At 36.8% G+C, this 15804-nt stretch carries 13 protein-coding genes and 1 tRNA gene; 8 read left to right on the forward strand and 6 right to left on the reverse strand.

Going from position 1 to position 15804, the window contains the following annotated elements:
- Positions 1 to 17: 17 nt before the first annotated feature.
- The 5 genes from OLM58_RS08485 to OLM58_RS08505 all read right to left on the reverse strand — a co-directional run bounded on the left by OLM58_RS08485 (position 18) and on the right by OLM58_RS08505 (position 6750).
- Complete coding sequence (locus OLM58_RS08485) at positions 18 to 455, reverse strand: retropepsin-like aspartic protease (RefSeq protein ID WP_264531937.1); 438 nt, start codon at positions 453 to 455, stop codon at positions 18 to 20.
- Positions 407 to 3064, reverse strand: a complete 2658-nt coding sequence (locus tag OLM58_RS08490; RefSeq protein ID WP_264531938.1) for a CHAT domain-containing protein — start codon at positions 3062 to 3064, stop codon at positions 407 to 409. The genes OLM58_RS08485 and OLM58_RS08490 overlap by 49 nt, the downstream gene beginning before the upstream one ends.
- A gap of 148 nt (positions 3065 to 3212) precedes the next feature.
- The gene (locus OLM58_RS08495) at positions 3213 to 5165 is read right to left on the reverse strand and encodes a PKD domain-containing protein (RefSeq protein ID WP_264531939.1); all 1953 of its coding nucleotides are present in this window, start codon (positions 5163 to 5165) and stop codon (positions 3213 to 3215) included.
- Between the two features lie 180 nt (positions 5166 to 5345).
- Complete coding sequence (locus OLM58_RS08500; protein ID WP_264531940.1) at positions 5346 to 6329, reverse strand: hypothetical protein; 984 nt, start codon at positions 6327 to 6329, stop codon at positions 5346 to 5348.
- A gap of 121 nt (positions 6330 to 6450) precedes the next feature.
- Positions 6451 to 6750: a hypothetical protein gene (locus OLM58_RS08505; protein ID WP_264531941.1), complete on the reverse strand. Its 300-nt coding sequence runs from the start codon at positions 6748 to 6750 to the stop codon at positions 6451 to 6453.
- A 148-nt stretch (positions 6751 to 6898) separates the two neighbouring features.
- On the opposite strand from OLM58_RS08505, the gene OLM58_RS08510 reads away from it, so the two are divergent.
- The 6 genes from OLM58_RS08510 to OLM58_RS08535 all read left to right on the forward strand — a co-directional run bounded on the left by OLM58_RS08510 (position 6899) and on the right by OLM58_RS08535 (position 13266).
- Positions 6899 to 7483: an RNA polymerase sigma factor gene (locus tag OLM58_RS08510; RefSeq protein ID WP_264531942.1), complete on the forward strand. Its 585-nt coding sequence runs from the start codon at positions 6899 to 6901 to the stop codon at positions 7481 to 7483.
- A gap of 2 nt (positions 7484 to 7485) precedes the next feature.
- On the forward strand, positions 7486 to 8211 hold the full coding sequence (locus OLM58_RS08515) for a tetratricopeptide repeat protein (RefSeq protein ID WP_264531943.1): 726 nt from the start codon (positions 7486 to 7488) through the stop codon (positions 8209 to 8211).
- 211 nt (positions 8212 to 8422) lie between these two features.
- The gene (locus OLM58_RS08520) at positions 8423 to 10069 is read left to right on the forward strand and encodes a S41 family peptidase (protein WP_264531944.1); all 1647 of its coding nucleotides are present in this window, start codon (positions 8423 to 8425) and stop codon (positions 10067 to 10069) included.
- Between the two features lie 195 nt (positions 10070 to 10264).
- Positions 10265 to 11044 carry a TatD family hydrolase gene (locus tag OLM58_RS08525; protein ID WP_264531945.1) on the forward strand — a complete coding sequence of 260 codons (780 nt, stop codon included), beginning with the start codon at positions 10265 to 10267 and terminating at the stop codon, positions 11042 to 11044.
- Between the two features lie 64 nt (positions 11045 to 11108).
- Complete coding sequence (locus OLM58_RS08530; RefSeq protein ID WP_264531946.1) at positions 11109 to 12245, forward strand: 1-acyl-sn-glycerol-3-phosphate acyltransferase; 1137 nt, start codon at positions 11109 to 11111, stop codon at positions 12243 to 12245.
- Complete coding sequence (locus OLM58_RS08535) at positions 12235 to 13266, forward strand: asparaginase (protein ID WP_264531947.1); 1032 nt, start codon at positions 12235 to 12237, stop codon at positions 13264 to 13266. The genes OLM58_RS08530 and OLM58_RS08535 overlap by 11 nt, the downstream gene beginning before the upstream one ends.
- 76 nt (positions 13267 to 13342) lie before the next feature.
- Here the strand turns inward: OLM58_RS08535 and OLM58_RS08540 are convergent, their stop codons facing one another.
- Positions 13343 to 14575, reverse strand: coding sequence for an MFS transporter (locus OLM58_RS08540; RefSeq protein WP_264531948.1), 1233 nt, complete (start codon positions 14573 to 14575; stop codon positions 13343 to 13345).
- Positions 14576 to 14666: 91 nt separating this feature from the next.
- Between OLM58_RS08540 and OLM58_RS08545 the strand changes: the two genes are divergently transcribed.
- Both OLM58_RS08545 and OLM58_RS08550 read left to right on the forward strand, forming a co-directional pair.
- Positions 14667 to 15536, forward strand: a complete 870-nt coding sequence (locus tag OLM58_RS08545; protein ID WP_264531949.1) for a LysR substrate-binding domain-containing protein — start codon at positions 14667 to 14669, stop codon at positions 15534 to 15536.
- Positions 15537 to 15596: 60 nt separating this feature from the next.
- Positions 15597 to 15683: transfer RNA gene (locus OLM58_RS08550), tRNA-Ser, on the forward strand.
- The last annotated feature ends 121 nt before the right edge of the window (positions 15684 to 15804 follow it).

Raw genomic sequence — 15804 nt, forward strand, 5'->3', positions numbered from 1 at the left:
TTTGAGTTTATAATCTATTATTTTAAGTACAGATAGTGATTGTAATAATCGATAATTGCCTTTCCTTCAAGCAGAACGTCGGCACCGATAATACCATGAACCGGTTTTGCTTTGTAAGACTCCAGAGCCTCATTGACATGGGAGAGATCAAAAATAACCAGACTAAAATCGTGGTTTTTCCAACTTCCAAGCTGCAGGCGATTGTGCTTTGAAATTTGGGTTAACATTCCCGTTCCTCCGGCACCCGAAGCTTTGGTTTTAGACTTTTTTGCCGTCAGATCAAAACGTTCAATACTTTCAAATCCAACGCAGGAATTAGAAGCCCCGGTATCTAAAATAAAATTTCCCGAAACACCGTTGATTTTTGCCTTAATCGATAAATGCTGCGTTTTAGTAACCTTGAATTTTATTTTTCTGTATTTCTCTTTTTTGAGAACCTCGTGAAGATTTTCCATTTTCGATTATGATTGAAAACCAAAAATAAACCAATTACCCCCAATAAACTAATGATATAAAAGATATAATTTGTCGATTGTTTCTCTGTTTGGATAGCACCATAGTACACAAAAGAACTCCAGTAATAAGGAGATTTTTTAGCATTCGAAATGGACTTGTCCTGTAAAAAAGCACGTTTTGCATTTGTATTGGCCTCCGTATAGGATTGCCCTTTTTTGATGTTTTCATAAAAATCGGTCATAAAAACAGAGGTCGTATAATCATTGACCTTCCATAGCGAAAACAATAAATTCTGGGCCCCTGCAAATTGAAATCCTCTGGCCACACTCATGGCACCTTCGCCTTTGTACAATTTACCGATTCCGGTTTCGCAGGCACTCAAAACTACTAAATCAGGATTGACGTTCAGATTGTATAATTCAGAATATAAAATTTCCTGATCGTAAAATTTAATACTCGCAGGAGTTTCAATATCACCTGAAGAAGCGTGAGTGCTCAAATGTAAAATCGAATAATGGTTTGCATCATTCTTGAAATTAGAGAAAGTAGCTTCTGAATTTTCTAAAAATTTTCCCTTAAAATTACTTCTGATGGCCTCTAGTTCCTTTTTAGAATAACGCAATTCGAAAGAAGTATTTTCGAAAACCGGAAAAACACCCAAAATAGTATTTTCTGAATTTGAAACCGGGTTAGGGTTAAGATACAGGCTTGCTGAAGTAGCATAAGTAATCCTGAAATCATTCAGTAAATAATGCATCTTGGCAAAATTGGTGGTTTTTGAGTCCTTTGTAATCAAAGCCTCAAAAGGTAAGAAGTTTAAAATGCCATCGGGAACAATGATGAGGTTTTGGTAAATAGTATTTCGCGGCATTTGCAATAAATCATATACTTTGTTACCATAGTAGCCGTATCCCGAAATATCGTTTGTAATAGCCGCTGAGGCATTAAAATAGTTTATAAATTTTACAATATTCAGCATGGCTGTATGTGCCGTGTAGAGACGATTGAGACTGATTCGGTTGTTCTGCAAGGTGAAATAATACAAATTTTCAGCTCCCACAAAGTAGTACACCATAACCGCTTTGTCTTTTTCCAATTTCGAAAATAAGGTTTTTAGATCGCTGATTTCAGGAAGTAAATCCGGGCTTTTAGATTGAATTTGCTTTAGGGAGAGCATAATTTCGTTCTGTTTTTTGATTGCTCTGTTGATGTTTGCAATAGTGGCCAGACTGCCCTTTTGCTGTTCTTTTACAATAACATTGTTTAAATTTTGAAGCTGCTGTAAAAGTGATTTCTCCTCTGTTGTTGCCTTTTTGATATTCGATTGATAACTTTTTAAAACCCCGGATTTTGTTTTTTCGGCCAATTGAAAAGCCTTTTCCAGATATTCCGTTTTGTTTTCCTTTTGAAACAAACGATCATAAATCAAAAGGCATTTTTCGGTACGATTTCGGGAACGAATCTGGTTGATTATCCTGGAGTTTTCGTAAAGAGTAGTATTCATTAATACCTCTTCGATATGAAGTGAAAGTTCGTAAGATTCCAATGCTTTTTTAAGCCGATTTTGATTCAGGAAAAGCTGAGCCTGTAAATCGAGTGCATCAATTAAAACCGTTTCGGCATACAATTGATTTTGATTTGGCAGAAGATCCTGTGGCGCATAATTTGCGATTAAAAGTTTAAAAACGGCTTTAAGCTGTTTTGTGCTTTCAGCATATTTTCCTTCATCAAAAAGTAACAAGGCTTTCTCATAATACAGCTTTGCTATTTTTCGGGTTTGTATATGAGGTGTTTGCAGTAGAAGCTTTTCTGCTTTCGCTAAATAAGAATTGGATGCTTCAAATTGCTGTCTTTGCCGATTTAGCATCGCCAGATTCCGGTAAGAATTAGACAAAGTCTCGGATTGATTCTTCTCGCTTTTCAGATAATTTACAGACGATTCAAAAGTGTTTTCAATTTTTTGATACGTCTCAGGACGCATTAAATCTCCAGTGGAACTTAGCAGGTAATTGTTGCCCAGATTATTTAGTGCGATTCCTTTCTGAGTATTAGACAGTTTCTCCGTTTTCAGGATTTGTTCCAATAAATCAATAGCCAGGTTGAATTTACCTGAACTCTGATAGACATTGGATAAATTTAGAATTGCAGCAAATTTTTGCTTTTGAGCATCCGGATAATTAGGAGTAGTGTTGACAATAAAGAAATACTGCTTTATGGTATTTTCCGCACTGTCGTAGTCGCCCAAAACGGTATATAAATTGCCTAAGGGTTTCAGGCAGTATTCGATAATATCGTAATCAACAAGTTTGTTTTTCTGATAAATTCGCCAGGCTTTTTCATAACTCGCAATGGCCTTTTCAGTTTTCCCAAATTGATTTTCATAATACGCTTTATTGCAGTTTAAAACTACAATCGCCAGTAATTCGTCTTTGGTTTTTGACTTGGGATTTTTCCAGAAAACAGATTCTGTATTAGTGAGATCTTGTAGCGTTTTGGCTGAAGGATGGGCGATAAAAGAGTCAATTGCGGTATATATTTGATCTTCCTGATTCTGTCCAAACAGAAAAAGAGTTGAGAAGAAAAATATATAGCAGTGTCGTTTTATCATAAATTTTTTGTCTCACAAAGATTCACAAAGTTTCCACATAGATTCGCAAAGATTTACAGAGAGTTTGTTTTAAACTAAGAGCAAGAAACACTAAAAAATCTTCGTGTGTCTCTGTGAAAATTCTCCGTGCATCTCCGTGGTATAACTTCTAAAACCTCCAAATCCCATAAAACTGAAAATAGTTGAAATTCTGCTCAAAATTAATCACATAACGCGCCCCAAAACTCGGTCCGATTCTGGCAAAACCAACAGTTAAATCAAACAAAACTCCCGTTTTTAAATTCCCAAAACCGTTCTTTACCGAATTGGACTGCGTTCGGGTACTGATTAGAAACTGATCTGTCCCACCTTCAAAGTTTTCAATTTTTTGGATTTGATTTTGTTCTGATGAGATATCAAAATTGGCCTGAATTCCGGCTCCGACTCCTATATAATTGTTAAGGTTATAGCGAATCAGGACCGGGATTTCCCAGTTTACATTTTTGTTTTCGGTTGTCGTGGTGGTACGTTGCAGTTGCTTCACGCCATTGGCACCTGCCACAGTCTGATCAATCACTGTTAGACCGCTTTCGTATTTGTTCAGAGCATTAATCCATTCTGCCTGCCAGTAAAAACGATACGATTTAAAAGGCGAAATAGTGGCACCCACAAAATAACTCGTTGATTTTTCCAGATCAGGATACAAATTATAACCGGCTTTCGCTCCAATTGAAATTCCGGGAAGGAATCGGGTTGTGGCGTAGTTGGTAATGATGGGCTCGTTTTTATCAAAAATAATAGCAGTTCGGCTTCGGGTTTTTACTTTATGAAAGTCCTCACCAAACTTCATTGAATACTTTACAAAACCCTTTATACTGTCTTTTTCGTGTACATTTTTTTGTTCGCTTCCAGGTAAGTAAATGTTTTTGAAGGTAAAAAAGATTTGATTCTTTTTGATAATGGTATCCAGACAGCTTGTCGTTGGAATTTCATCTTTTGGACAGATGGGACATTTGGGGTACATGTCTTCAATCTGGAAGGTTTTCTTGTCGAACATATCCGGAATATCAGTTTCAAGTCTAATCATTCGGGCAGGGCCTTCACCGTTGTTCTGAAAACGTGTTTTAAAATTTACTCTTTTAAAACGAACCAGTCTGTAATTCATAAAACGCCCGTTGGATCCCATTTTGTTAGGATCGTGAGACGTTACGATTTCCATTTCCAGATTCTTGATTTTGTGGTTTTTATAACTTCGGTTCGGAACAAAAATACCGCGCATGGTAACCGTTGCACTAGTATCTTTGATCATTTCGGGAGTCGTTTTAAAAGTATAAAAAACATTTCGCGTTTCATTAGGATTGGCATCGTCAAATTCTAAAACCGAAACATTATGATAGGTTTTATGGGCGTCGAGTAAGGAAGCGTCCAGGTCTTCTTCGCTGGTTGTATTTCTGTATTTTTTGGCTTTAAAAGTGTTTTCAGCCGAAGCAACATAGTTTTTAGAATCGTCCAGATCGTCCACAGAGGCAACGGTTTTTTCCTTCACTTCACGCTCACTGGCGTGGGTTCTGTAATCAACCAGTTCGAAATTATTATTCTTAAATTGCTTCTCGTTATAAAACAAATACAGTTTTCCGCTGGAGACATAATTCTCCAGATTCTGATAACTCACTACGACTACCATTTCCTGTTCCGGAATCGGGTCACAGTTTTTTAAAATAGCAAATCCGTTTTGATCGGCTATAGAAGCAATGTCTTTATAATTGGTGTCAGTAAGGTCATTTACGGCTACTTTTTTCGGGCGTGTTGCCGGAGGTTTTCCATTGTCGTAATTGTTGGTTACGGCAAGTCTGGTGGTGTAGGTTCCTTTGTTTTTGTAGACATGTTTTGGTTCGGCTTCCTTGCTGTAATGTCCGTCACCGAGTTCCCACAAATAAGAATAACTGGGTTTTGGAGCACCGGCAATGGGAATTAAAGGAGGCGTTTCGGGTTTATAAGTAACCGCATTTCCGTTCTGAATGAAAACAATATTGGCCCTTCGGGTTATGGTGTCTTTTACCTTCGTTTGTCCCATTGCAAGAATAGAAAATAGCATCAATAAAATAGACGATAGTGGTTTCATAACTAGAGGTTTTTAGCCCTGATGGGAGCGGCATCCTTTTGTCACGGGGTTCGGGACAAAAGATACAGCGGACAGCAGGATTAGCTTCTGAAAAGTATCAGAATTGATTTGAAAACTGGATTAAATGTAAAAAAAAGTGATGAGCAAATCATCACTTTTTCTTAAAAAGTATTTTGTAACTTACTGAATAGCATTGATTGCGGCTACCAATTGTGCTTCAGATCCCACTGTTGTTTCCCCCAGTGTAAAGGTGTACACATCATTTGCTGCAACAGTTACTGCTTTAATTGCATATCGCCATTGACCATTGTCTTCGGTTACAAAAATCACATGACATTTTAAGCCAATTGGAATTTGTCCGTAGTGCTCGCTAAACAATCCGGCAGGAGTATAAGTATCTAATTTTGCAAGCGCATTAGTGCCTTCACCATCATAAGACAAATAAACTGCGCTATTGTTATTATCGTAACCGTCAGGAGCATCAACCAAAAGAGTAGTTTTAGGTCTTGGGTCACTGTAAAAACGGTCAACGTTTGTCCATCCAAAATTGCCAAAAGTCACAAAGTAATTGGTTCCTTCGCCCTGAACGCCACCTTTACCACCGGTTCCGTCAGCATTTGGTTTAGGCTGTTCCCATGCAAGTTCTCCTTTTTCATCAATTGCACCAATCCATAAAGTCATGGCATTGTCGACACCATCTGTTAAAGCGGCAGGAACAATTAAATTCATAGAACAGGAACTTTTAAGTTCAACGCCACCCTGAGTAGCTCTGATGAAAAATTCTCCACCGGAAATCAATAAGTTTTTCTTTCCGTCAGGCATAACCCCCATAGTAGGTTTGTTGGTAACCAACATAGTTCCTTTGTCAAAAAGTTCGATGTACTCAATTGCAACTGCCCCCGTTACCGCAACCCCATTTTTGGTAAGACAATCCCCGTTGATGCTTAATTTTACTCCTTTAGCCGAAGTTAAAGTTATCACACCGGTTCCGGCAGTAATGGTAAAGTTTTGTGTAGCTGATTTTACCCCTTTGCTGCTGATGCTTTTAAAAGCAGTAGCCGAGGGTGGAAAAATAAGAGTATCGTCGCTGTCGCTATTGTCGCAGCTTAGAAAACTCATTGCCAGTAAAAATAAAAGTCCGATTTTTTTAAAATGTGTGTTCATGATTTCTAGTTTTTATAAATCTGTCCTGATGATCAGGTGGTTTTCAGATTTCGGTTGTTAATTATATTGGTATATCAATTTGGGTTTGATATTGTTACCCCTGTTTTTGTTTTTTCTGAATTTATTCTGAAAGACATTTGTCTTCAAATAAATTGCCGTCTTCATCTACAGCAACAAGAATGCTTGTCTTTCGTGAAAGCGTTATTGCAAAATAGATCCATACTGTAATCCAGAGCCCGAATGTGATACAGGTCAGAAAGAGGTGCAACGGATGGTTGATTGCTTTTGGTTTTTTGGATAAAACCACATACGGGAGCTTTTCATTATGCTCCACAACCACAAATCCATTTCGTGTTTTGGCAGAAATCATCTGATGAAATTGATCCAAACTCTTTTGGTTTACAAATTGATAGGTTTCCATTTTCCTGATTTTTGATAGTTTTTAGATTCTTCTCTGAGACTGTTTTAGGAGCTCTTTACTATTACATCAACTTGATTTGTTAATTGTTACCCTATGACATGAAATTTATTTCTAATTGTTTTTTAAATTAGCTACAAAATGATTCTTTATGGTTAAGAATAAAATTCATCCCGATCAAATGTATATTGATGGCATTGCTGCAAATAACTCTGCAGTCATTCAGAGCATTTACAAGAAATTCGTTCCCAAAGTAGTGATGTTCGTTATGAACAATTCCGGAGATAAGGAACATGCTCAGGATGTGGTCCAGGAAGTCATGATTTTACTTTTTAATCAGGCCAAAGCGAAGACACTGCAATTGACTTGTCCTTTTGATGCTTACTTTTTTTTATTGTGCAAAAGGAAATGGCTTAACGAACTTAAAAAAACATCCAATAAAGGGGTAACAATTAATGAGGATGCAGTATCTATGAATGAATCTGCACTGGAATTAATTGGTCAGACCGAAGAATTTGATGAAAAACAGCAGCTCTTTGATGCCATGTTTCAGAAATTGGGAGACAAATGTCAGGAGTTGTTAAAACTAAGTTTCACCACCAAAACGATGGAAGAGGTTGCAGCGAAACTCAACGTGACTTATGGGTATGTTCGTAAGAAAAAATCGTTGTGCGTACGGCAATTGACACAATGGATTCAGGAAGCCGGGAATTTTAAATCGTTAAAAAATAATTAGTCATGAACGAAGAGCGTTACATATTATTCGATCAATATCTTCAGGGAGAAATGACTGTTGAGGAAAAAAATAGTTTTGAGAAACAATTGTCTGAGGATCATGAACTGGCTTCAGCCTTTGAAACTTTCAAAGAAGTGCAGTTGCAGCTCAAAAGTAAATTTGAACAGGAAGGAGAGCGAGAAGCTTTTACGGCAAATCTGACAGAGATTTCAGAAAAACATTTTAATGCCAACAAGCCTAAAGTGGTCCAAATGCGACCTTGGTATTTCGCAGCTGCGGCATCGATTGTTATTTTATTCGGACTGTTCTTTTTTGATTACAATCAGAATCCTGATTTTGAAGATTTTAATCATCCCGAAACCGCTTCTTTTGTCGAACGTGGGGATGCGGATGAAACTTTAAAACAAGCAGAAAAAGCATTCAACGAAAAGAATTATGAACTGGCAATTCCGTTTTTTGAGGAAATTTTAAAAGAGAATAAAACACCTGAAATACAATATTTTTATGGAGTTTCTTTACTGGAAGAAAGTGATTATAAAGAAGCAGAAGCAGTGTTTAATGAACTAAAATCAGGTACTTCAGCTTACAAAGAAAAAGCCAAATGGAATCTGGCACTGTCCAAATTAAAACAGAAAGATTACAATGCCTGCAGAGAAATCCTGCAGACCATTTCTCAGGATTATGAGGATTACGATGATGTTCAGGAGTTGCTGGACGAGTTGGATTAATTGCTTGCTAAAGCCGAAAATCGTTAAAGGTTTTATATTTATTCAAACCCGACAGGTTTTTAAAACCAGTCGGGTTTGTTTGGTAAATTTTAGTATTAGAAAAAAGGTTTTTATGTAAAGCCGTAAACGAATCCGGATTTTTAGTTTTACATTCGGCTGATTTTTTTACAAGAATTTACCAAAAACAATTTCAACCTAACCAGTTATTTACATGAACAAAATTACTTTAGTTTTTCTTATTGTATGCACTCAAACGATCTTTGGCTATGCCAAAATTACAGAAACCGAAAAACTTGCTGCGACCTGCAAAGTTTGGGGATTCTTAAAATATTATCATCCAAAAATTGGCAGTGGACAAGTGAATTGGGACAGTCAGCTTTTAGAAAAATTACCATTAATAGAAAAAGCGCAAACCAAAGAAGAGTTTTCTTTAATTCTCGAAAATTGGATTAATGATTTAGGAGAAGTTAAAATGGTTGCGCCAATTGTAATCCCAAAAGAGGTTGAATTCTTCGATAAAAATTTTGACTTAAGCTGGTTTAATAGTAAGCTGTTTTCTAAAAAACTTTCCAAAAAATTGAAGTTTATCGAAAATAACAGATTTCAAAGCAATGAGGAATTTGATTATAGTTTTGATAGTTTTAAGTATCTGAAAAACTATTTCGATCTGGATTATACCAATAAAAGTTCTCGAATACTAATGTTGTTTGCCTATTGGAATGTGATAGAATATTATTTTCCGTATAAATATGTAATGGATCAAAAGTGGGATCTGAGTTTAGAACAGGTATTGCCACTTGTGCTTGAGGCTAAAAAGGGAAATGAATTTTACATAGCACTTAAAAAACTGACAGCCAGGCTCAATGATAGTCATGTCGAAACAACAACGTACGGACCGGAAGTTGCCGGGAAAAGACCGGTTTACTTTCCTGCAACGGGTAGAATAATCGAAGAAAAGCTGGTTGTTACAGAGATATTAGGGGATAGTCTGGCTCAGGCAGACAATATAAAAATCGGAGATGTAATTACAAAAATAAAGGGTAAAACGATAAAAGAGCTAATTCAGGAGAATCAGGACTTAATCAGTGCTTCCAACGAGGCTAAGTTTTTAGATAAAGTTACGTTGCCTATTTTGAAAAGTTACGACGAAAATGTTGAGGTAGAATTTTTAAAAGACGGCAAGTACGAAACAAAATCAATGATTTGGTTTAATTACCATGATTCTCATCGAAATGAATTTAAAAAGGGAGCTATTAAAAAGAAGGAGAAATTTAAACTTTTAGACAATAATATTGGTTATGTAGATATGGGGGTCATAAAGAATAGACATATTCCGGATATGATTGAAGCTCTGAAATCTACACAGGCAATTGTTTTTGATATGCGAAATTATCCCAATGAAACGTATGAATTAATCGCCAATTTTTTGAATCCTACGGAAAAAAAATTCTGCGATTACACCATGCCCTATTTAAATTATCCGGGACGTTATACATGGAAAGAAGGGATAAAGTGCGGATTTGAAAACAAAGATAATTATAAAGGGAAAGTTGTAGTGTTGCTTAATGAGCAATCTATGAGTCAATCTGAATGGACAGCAATGTGTTTTCAAGCCGCAGGGAATACCACCATAATCGGAAGCCAGACCGCAGGGACAGACGGGAATGTATTTGAGCTTGAATTTAAAGGATTTCATACCCGATATACCGGAATTGGAGTTTATTATACGGATCGACGTGAAACCCAGAGAATTGGGATTGTTCCGGACATTGAAATCAAACCAACCATAAAAGGAATTCAGGAAGGTAAAGACGAAGTTCTGGATCGCGCTTTACTGTTTGTTAAAACAGGGAAATAACAAATTATTTCGTACTGATTCAAACCCAACAGGTTTTTAAAAACCTGTTGGGTTTACTTTTAGAAAAAATCCGTTTTTATCCGCGTTTTCGCGAAGTGAATCCGTAAAAATCCGCGTGCCATTTTTTCTCATTTCATTCAAATTGGGAAAGTTTTTAATATTATCGTAATTTTGGGCCATTAAAAATTACAACAATTGAATTTGAAACCCATAATTACCGATACACATACACATTTATATTCTGAAGAATTTGATCAGGACCGCGACGAGATGATGCAAAGAGCGATAAATGCCGGAGTAACCCGTTTTTTTATTCCTGCAATTGATGCCGCTGCCACACCGTCGATGTACGATCTGGAGCAAAATTATCCCGATTATGTATACTTGATGATGGGGTTGCATCCGACCTATGTGAAAGACAATTACGAAGAAGAATTAAAACATGTAGAAACGGAACTGGCCAAACGAAAGTTCTACGCTGTGGGGGAAATCGGAATCGATTTGTATTGGGATAAAACGCATCTCAAAGAGCAGCAAATTGCTTTTAAAAGACAAATTCAACTGGCAAAACAATACAAATTACCTATTGTGATTCATTGTCGTGAGGCTTTTGACGAAATCTTTGAAGTACTGGAAGAGGAAAAATCAGCTGATTTATTTGGAATTTTCCATTGCTTTTCTGGGACATACGAGCAGGCACTTCAGGCGCTGTCTTACAATATGAAGCTGGGAATTGGTGGAGTGGTAACTTTCAAGAACGGAAAAATCGATCAGTTTCTAAATCAAATAGATTTGAAACATATCGTTCTGGAAACCGATTCTCCTTATTTAGCACCAATTCCGTATCGCGGAAAGCGAAATGAAAGCAGTTATCTGGTAAATGTTATCGCCAAATTAGCTGATATATACGACGTCTCTGAGGAAGAAATTGCAGAACGAAGCACTCAGAATTCTAAAGACGTTTTTGGGATTTAACCCGTACCTTACAATAGTTTAATTTTTTTTTTGTTCTTTTGCCCACTTAATACCAATATAAATAATGCAGAGATTTGATGCCATTCGACCGTTTTATGATTCTGAAATAAATGAAGCACTTCATGATGTGGTCAATCATCCGATGATGAAAACCATGATGAACTTTACTTTTCCGGAAGTAGCAGATGAGGTTTGGAAAGAGCAACTAAAAAAGACACATTCTATTCGTGATTTTCAATGCAATTTTATTTATAACACCATACAAAAAGTTTTAGAGAAAAGTTCTGAAGGTCTTACTACTTCAGGATTTGAAAAACTGGAAAAAAACACCTCCTATTTATTTATCTCTAATCACAGAGATATATTATTAGATACCACTTTATTAAATGTTTGTCTTTTTGAGCATGGATTAGTGATGACAGCATCTGCTATTGGAGACAATCTGGTTAAAAAAGCATTCTTAAGTACTTTGGCAAAATTAAACAGAAACTTTTTGGTTCTGAGAGGTTTATCGCCAAGAGAAATGCTGCAGAGTTCTAAATTATTGTCAGAATATATAGGGCAATTATTGCTTCGTGAGAATCGTTCGGTTTGGATTGCACAAAGAGAAGGCCGTACCAAAGACGGAAACGATGAAACCAATCCGGGAGTTTTAAAAATGATCGGAATGGGATCTGATGAGCCTAATCTAATGGATTATTTTAAGAAATTAAAAATTGTTCCCGTGTCCATTTCATACGAATACGATCCAACAGATGTTCTGAAGATGCCACAGTTAATGGCAGAAGCCAATAATGAGGTTTATGTTAAAGACAAAAACGAAGATTTCATGAATATCTTGAGTGGTATCATGGGAACTAAAAAAAGAATACACATTTCGGTAGGAGATGTTTTAGATACAGAAATCGATCAGATTGTAGCCGAAAATGACAATGTCAACAAACAAGTACAGGCTTTGGCTCAGGTTATTGACGATTCGGTTTTGAAAAATTATCAATTATGGCCAACTAATTTTATTGCTTACGATATTTTAAACGAGACCAATAGGTTTGCGCACTTGTACAAAGAAAGCGAAAAATCGTTGTTCGAGCGTCGTTTAGAAATGCGTATCGGAAGTGATAACCCAGTAACAAGACAAGGATTTCTGGCCATGTACGCTAATCCGGTTGTTAATAAATTAAAATATCAGGATGTCATCTAAACCAAAAATACTACTAATCTATACCGGTGGAACTATCGGTATGAGTAAAGATTTTGAGACAGGCGCGCTCAAAGCGTTCAACTTTGGTAAATTATTACAAAAGATACCTGAAATCAAACAATTAGATTGCGATATTGAAACGGTTTCATTTGAAGAGCCGATTGATTCCTCGAATATGAATCCTCAAGAGTGGACGAAAATTGCCACTATTATCGAAGAAAATTATATTGCTTACGACGGGTTTGTGGTGTTGCACGGATCGGATACCATGTCGTATTCTGCTTCGGCATTGAGTTTTATGTTAGAGAATTTGGCAAAACCGGTAGTATTTACAGGTTCCCAGCTTCCGATAGGAGACTTGCGTACCGATGCTAAAGAAAACCTGATTACAGCTATTCAGATTGCTTCACTTCAGGAAAACGGAAAACCGGTAATCACTGAGGTTTGTTTGTATTTTGAATATAAACTGTACCGCGGTAACCGAACTTCAAAAGTAAATGCAGAACATTTCAGAGCATTTACAGCACCAAATTACCCGGAATTAGTAGAGTCAGGAGTTCATTTAAAGTTGAACACACATTTATTTCTTCCTGTAAAGACAGCTGCGAAACTAATCGTTCATAAAGAAATGGACAATCATGTTGCAATCATCAAAATGTTCCCTGGAATGAGTGAAGTGGTTTTAGCTTCAATTCTGGCTATTAAAGATCTAAAAGGAATCGTTTTGGAAACCTACGGTTCTGGTAATGCACCAACAGAAGACTGGTTTTTGGATTTGATTGAGAAAGCAATTCAGTCCGGATTACACATTGTTAACGTGACCCAATGTTCAGGCGGAAGCGTCAATATGGGGCAATACGAAACCAGTACCGCTTTAAAATCGCTTGGAGTTATCTCCGGAAAAGACATTACCACGGAAGCAGCCATTACAAAACTAATGTACCTGCTGGGGCAAAATATTCCTCAAACTGAATTTAAAGCAATTTTCGAAACAGCTTTACGCGGGGAGATTTCGCTATAAAATAAAATTCCAAATTCCAATCGTTTGCTGATTATATCTTCATTTTGGAATTTGGAATTTCTAAAATTGGAGCTTATCAATTTTTATAACGAACCTCACAAGTTCCAAACTCTTCTTCAGAACTCTGTTTTTTGTAGTACACATAAACAATTACAGAAAGGATACAAATAATACCCTGAATGGCGACAGTTTCTCGGGTTCCGATAATGTGTGAAACATATCCGATTATCAAACTTCCCACAGGAATCATTCCCTGATACGCCATCAGATAGTAACTAATACTTCTCGAACGCAGGTGCACAGGACTTTGTGTCTGAACGTAAATGTTTATAGACGAGGTTTGTGCCATCATTCCCAGACCGCTCAGAGCCATACAAATAAGCGCCACAGTCAGACTATTGGAATAGGCCAGTATGATTATGCTAAAACCTAATAATAAGCTCGCAGCGATCATTATTTTGCCCATATTGTCTGCTTTTTTAAGATTAGCCAGATAAATAGCGGACAGTATCGAACCAATTCCGGCAGCACTTTCAAACCAACTGAAAGTCTGCGCATTTCCGCTAAAAATATCCTTGGCAAAAACAGGCATTAAAGTATTGAACGAAATCACAAACAAGCTGCTGCACATTAACATCAGAAGCATTTTGGCCATCTCGCTTTCTTTTTTAATATAATCCAGACCTTCAAGAAAGTCGTCTACCATTTTCATTTTTTCGGTGGCTTTAATATGCGGGGTGATTTTCATCATCAATAAAGAAATCAGAACCGGAATATAGCTTAAGAAGTTTCCAATAAAACAAATGTCCTCACCATAATTGTGCAGAATAATTCCGGCTAAGGCAGGTCCGGCAATTCGGGCGAAATTATTCAGTGTAGAGTTTAAGGCCACTGCATTGGGTAGGTCCTCTTTATTGTCAACAATATCAATCATCATCGTTTGTCGGCAAGTCATGTCAAAAGAATTGATGATTCCCTGAATTAAACTTAAGGCCAGAATAAAGTTGATGTTGTATATTTTCAGATAAATTAACAGTGCCAAAGCTCCGGCCTGAAGCATCGCCAAAGATTGCAATAGAATCATAGTGCGGTGTCTGTCGTAACGGCCAATAATACTTCCGGCCAGGGGAGCCAGAAACAAGGACGGGATCATGCTTAAAAATGTCGCTAATCCCAGTAAGAAAACCGAACCCGTAACGCTGTAAATCATCCAGCTTACAGCTGTTTTTTGAAGCCAGGTTCCAATTACAGAAACAGATTGTCCGTAAAAGAACAACTTGAAATTTTTTGATTTTAACGCTTTAAACATGATGCCTGATATTTTTTTACAAAGTTCGGAATTATGATTTCATTAGAAAAATTAATAATTTTACTTATAATAAGTATTTAAACTTATCGATATGGAAATTTATCAATTGGAATATTTTATAAAAACCGCTGAGGTACTTCATTTTACCAAAGCGGCCGAGTTGTGTTTTGTAACACAATCGGGCTTATCACAGCAAATAAAAAAACTCGAAGAAGAACTCGAGATGCCTTTATTTAAACGGATTGGAAAAAAAGTACAGCTTACTGAAGCCGGTGCTGTTTTCCTGATTCACGCCAAAAAAGTTATCGAAAATGTAGAAAACGGAAAACAGGCTATTGAAGATTTAAACGAGATGATTGGCGGTGAACTGCGAATTGGCGTAACCTATATCTTCGGACTTTTAATTTTGCCGGTTATCAATACGTTCGCAAAACAGTATCCCAATCTGAAAATTGTCGTCGAATACGGCACGACAGAAGCTTTAGAACAAAAATTATTGACGAACGAATTGGACCTAGTTTTGGTGATTTCGTCACATGAAATAAATATTCCCGTTGAGAAAGTTCCTTTGTTTACTTCGCAAATGGTATTGGTGGTTTCAAAAACACATTCTTTGGCAGCTTTAGATAAAATCGCTTTCAAGAAAATAGAGGAAATTCCGCTTGTTTTGCCCGGAAAAGGGTCGAATTCGAGAGAATTTGTGGAAGAGCTATTTGCTAAAAACAAAATGAGACCCAAGATTTCCATCGAATTAAACTCGATTCATGCCTTACTGCAAATGGTTCAGGACAGTGACTGGGCCACCATAGTGGCAGAGAAAGCCCTAAAAGGCTGGGGCGACCTGAAAGCCATTCAGATTACGGGAGTTCCCACAAAAAGAGAATCGTTTATGCTGACCCTTGGAGGCTACCAAAAAAAGGCTGTAAAACTGTTTATGGAAGAATTTAGAAAAAGTATGTAAACTAATATCCGATTTTGTTTTTCTAAGTCATTTTTTTTTATGTTATTTGCAGACCAATTTAGAGAGGTGTCCGAGTGGTTGAAGGAGCTAGCCTGGAAAGCTAGTATATGGGTAACTGTATCGAGGGTTCGAATCCCTTCCTCTCTGCAAAATTAAGAAAGCCGCAATTTCATATAAAAATGAAGTTGCGGCTTTCTCCTTAGAAAGGATATATCGGAGTGTTTTTTAGATTATTTTATTAAAGAAATTATTATATATTTGGCCTTTT

The sequence above is a fragment of the Flavobacterium sp. N502540 genome, from assembly GCF_025947365.1.
Taxonomy (GTDB): Bacteria; Bacteroidota; Bacteroidia; order Flavobacteriales; family Flavobacteriaceae; genus Flavobacterium.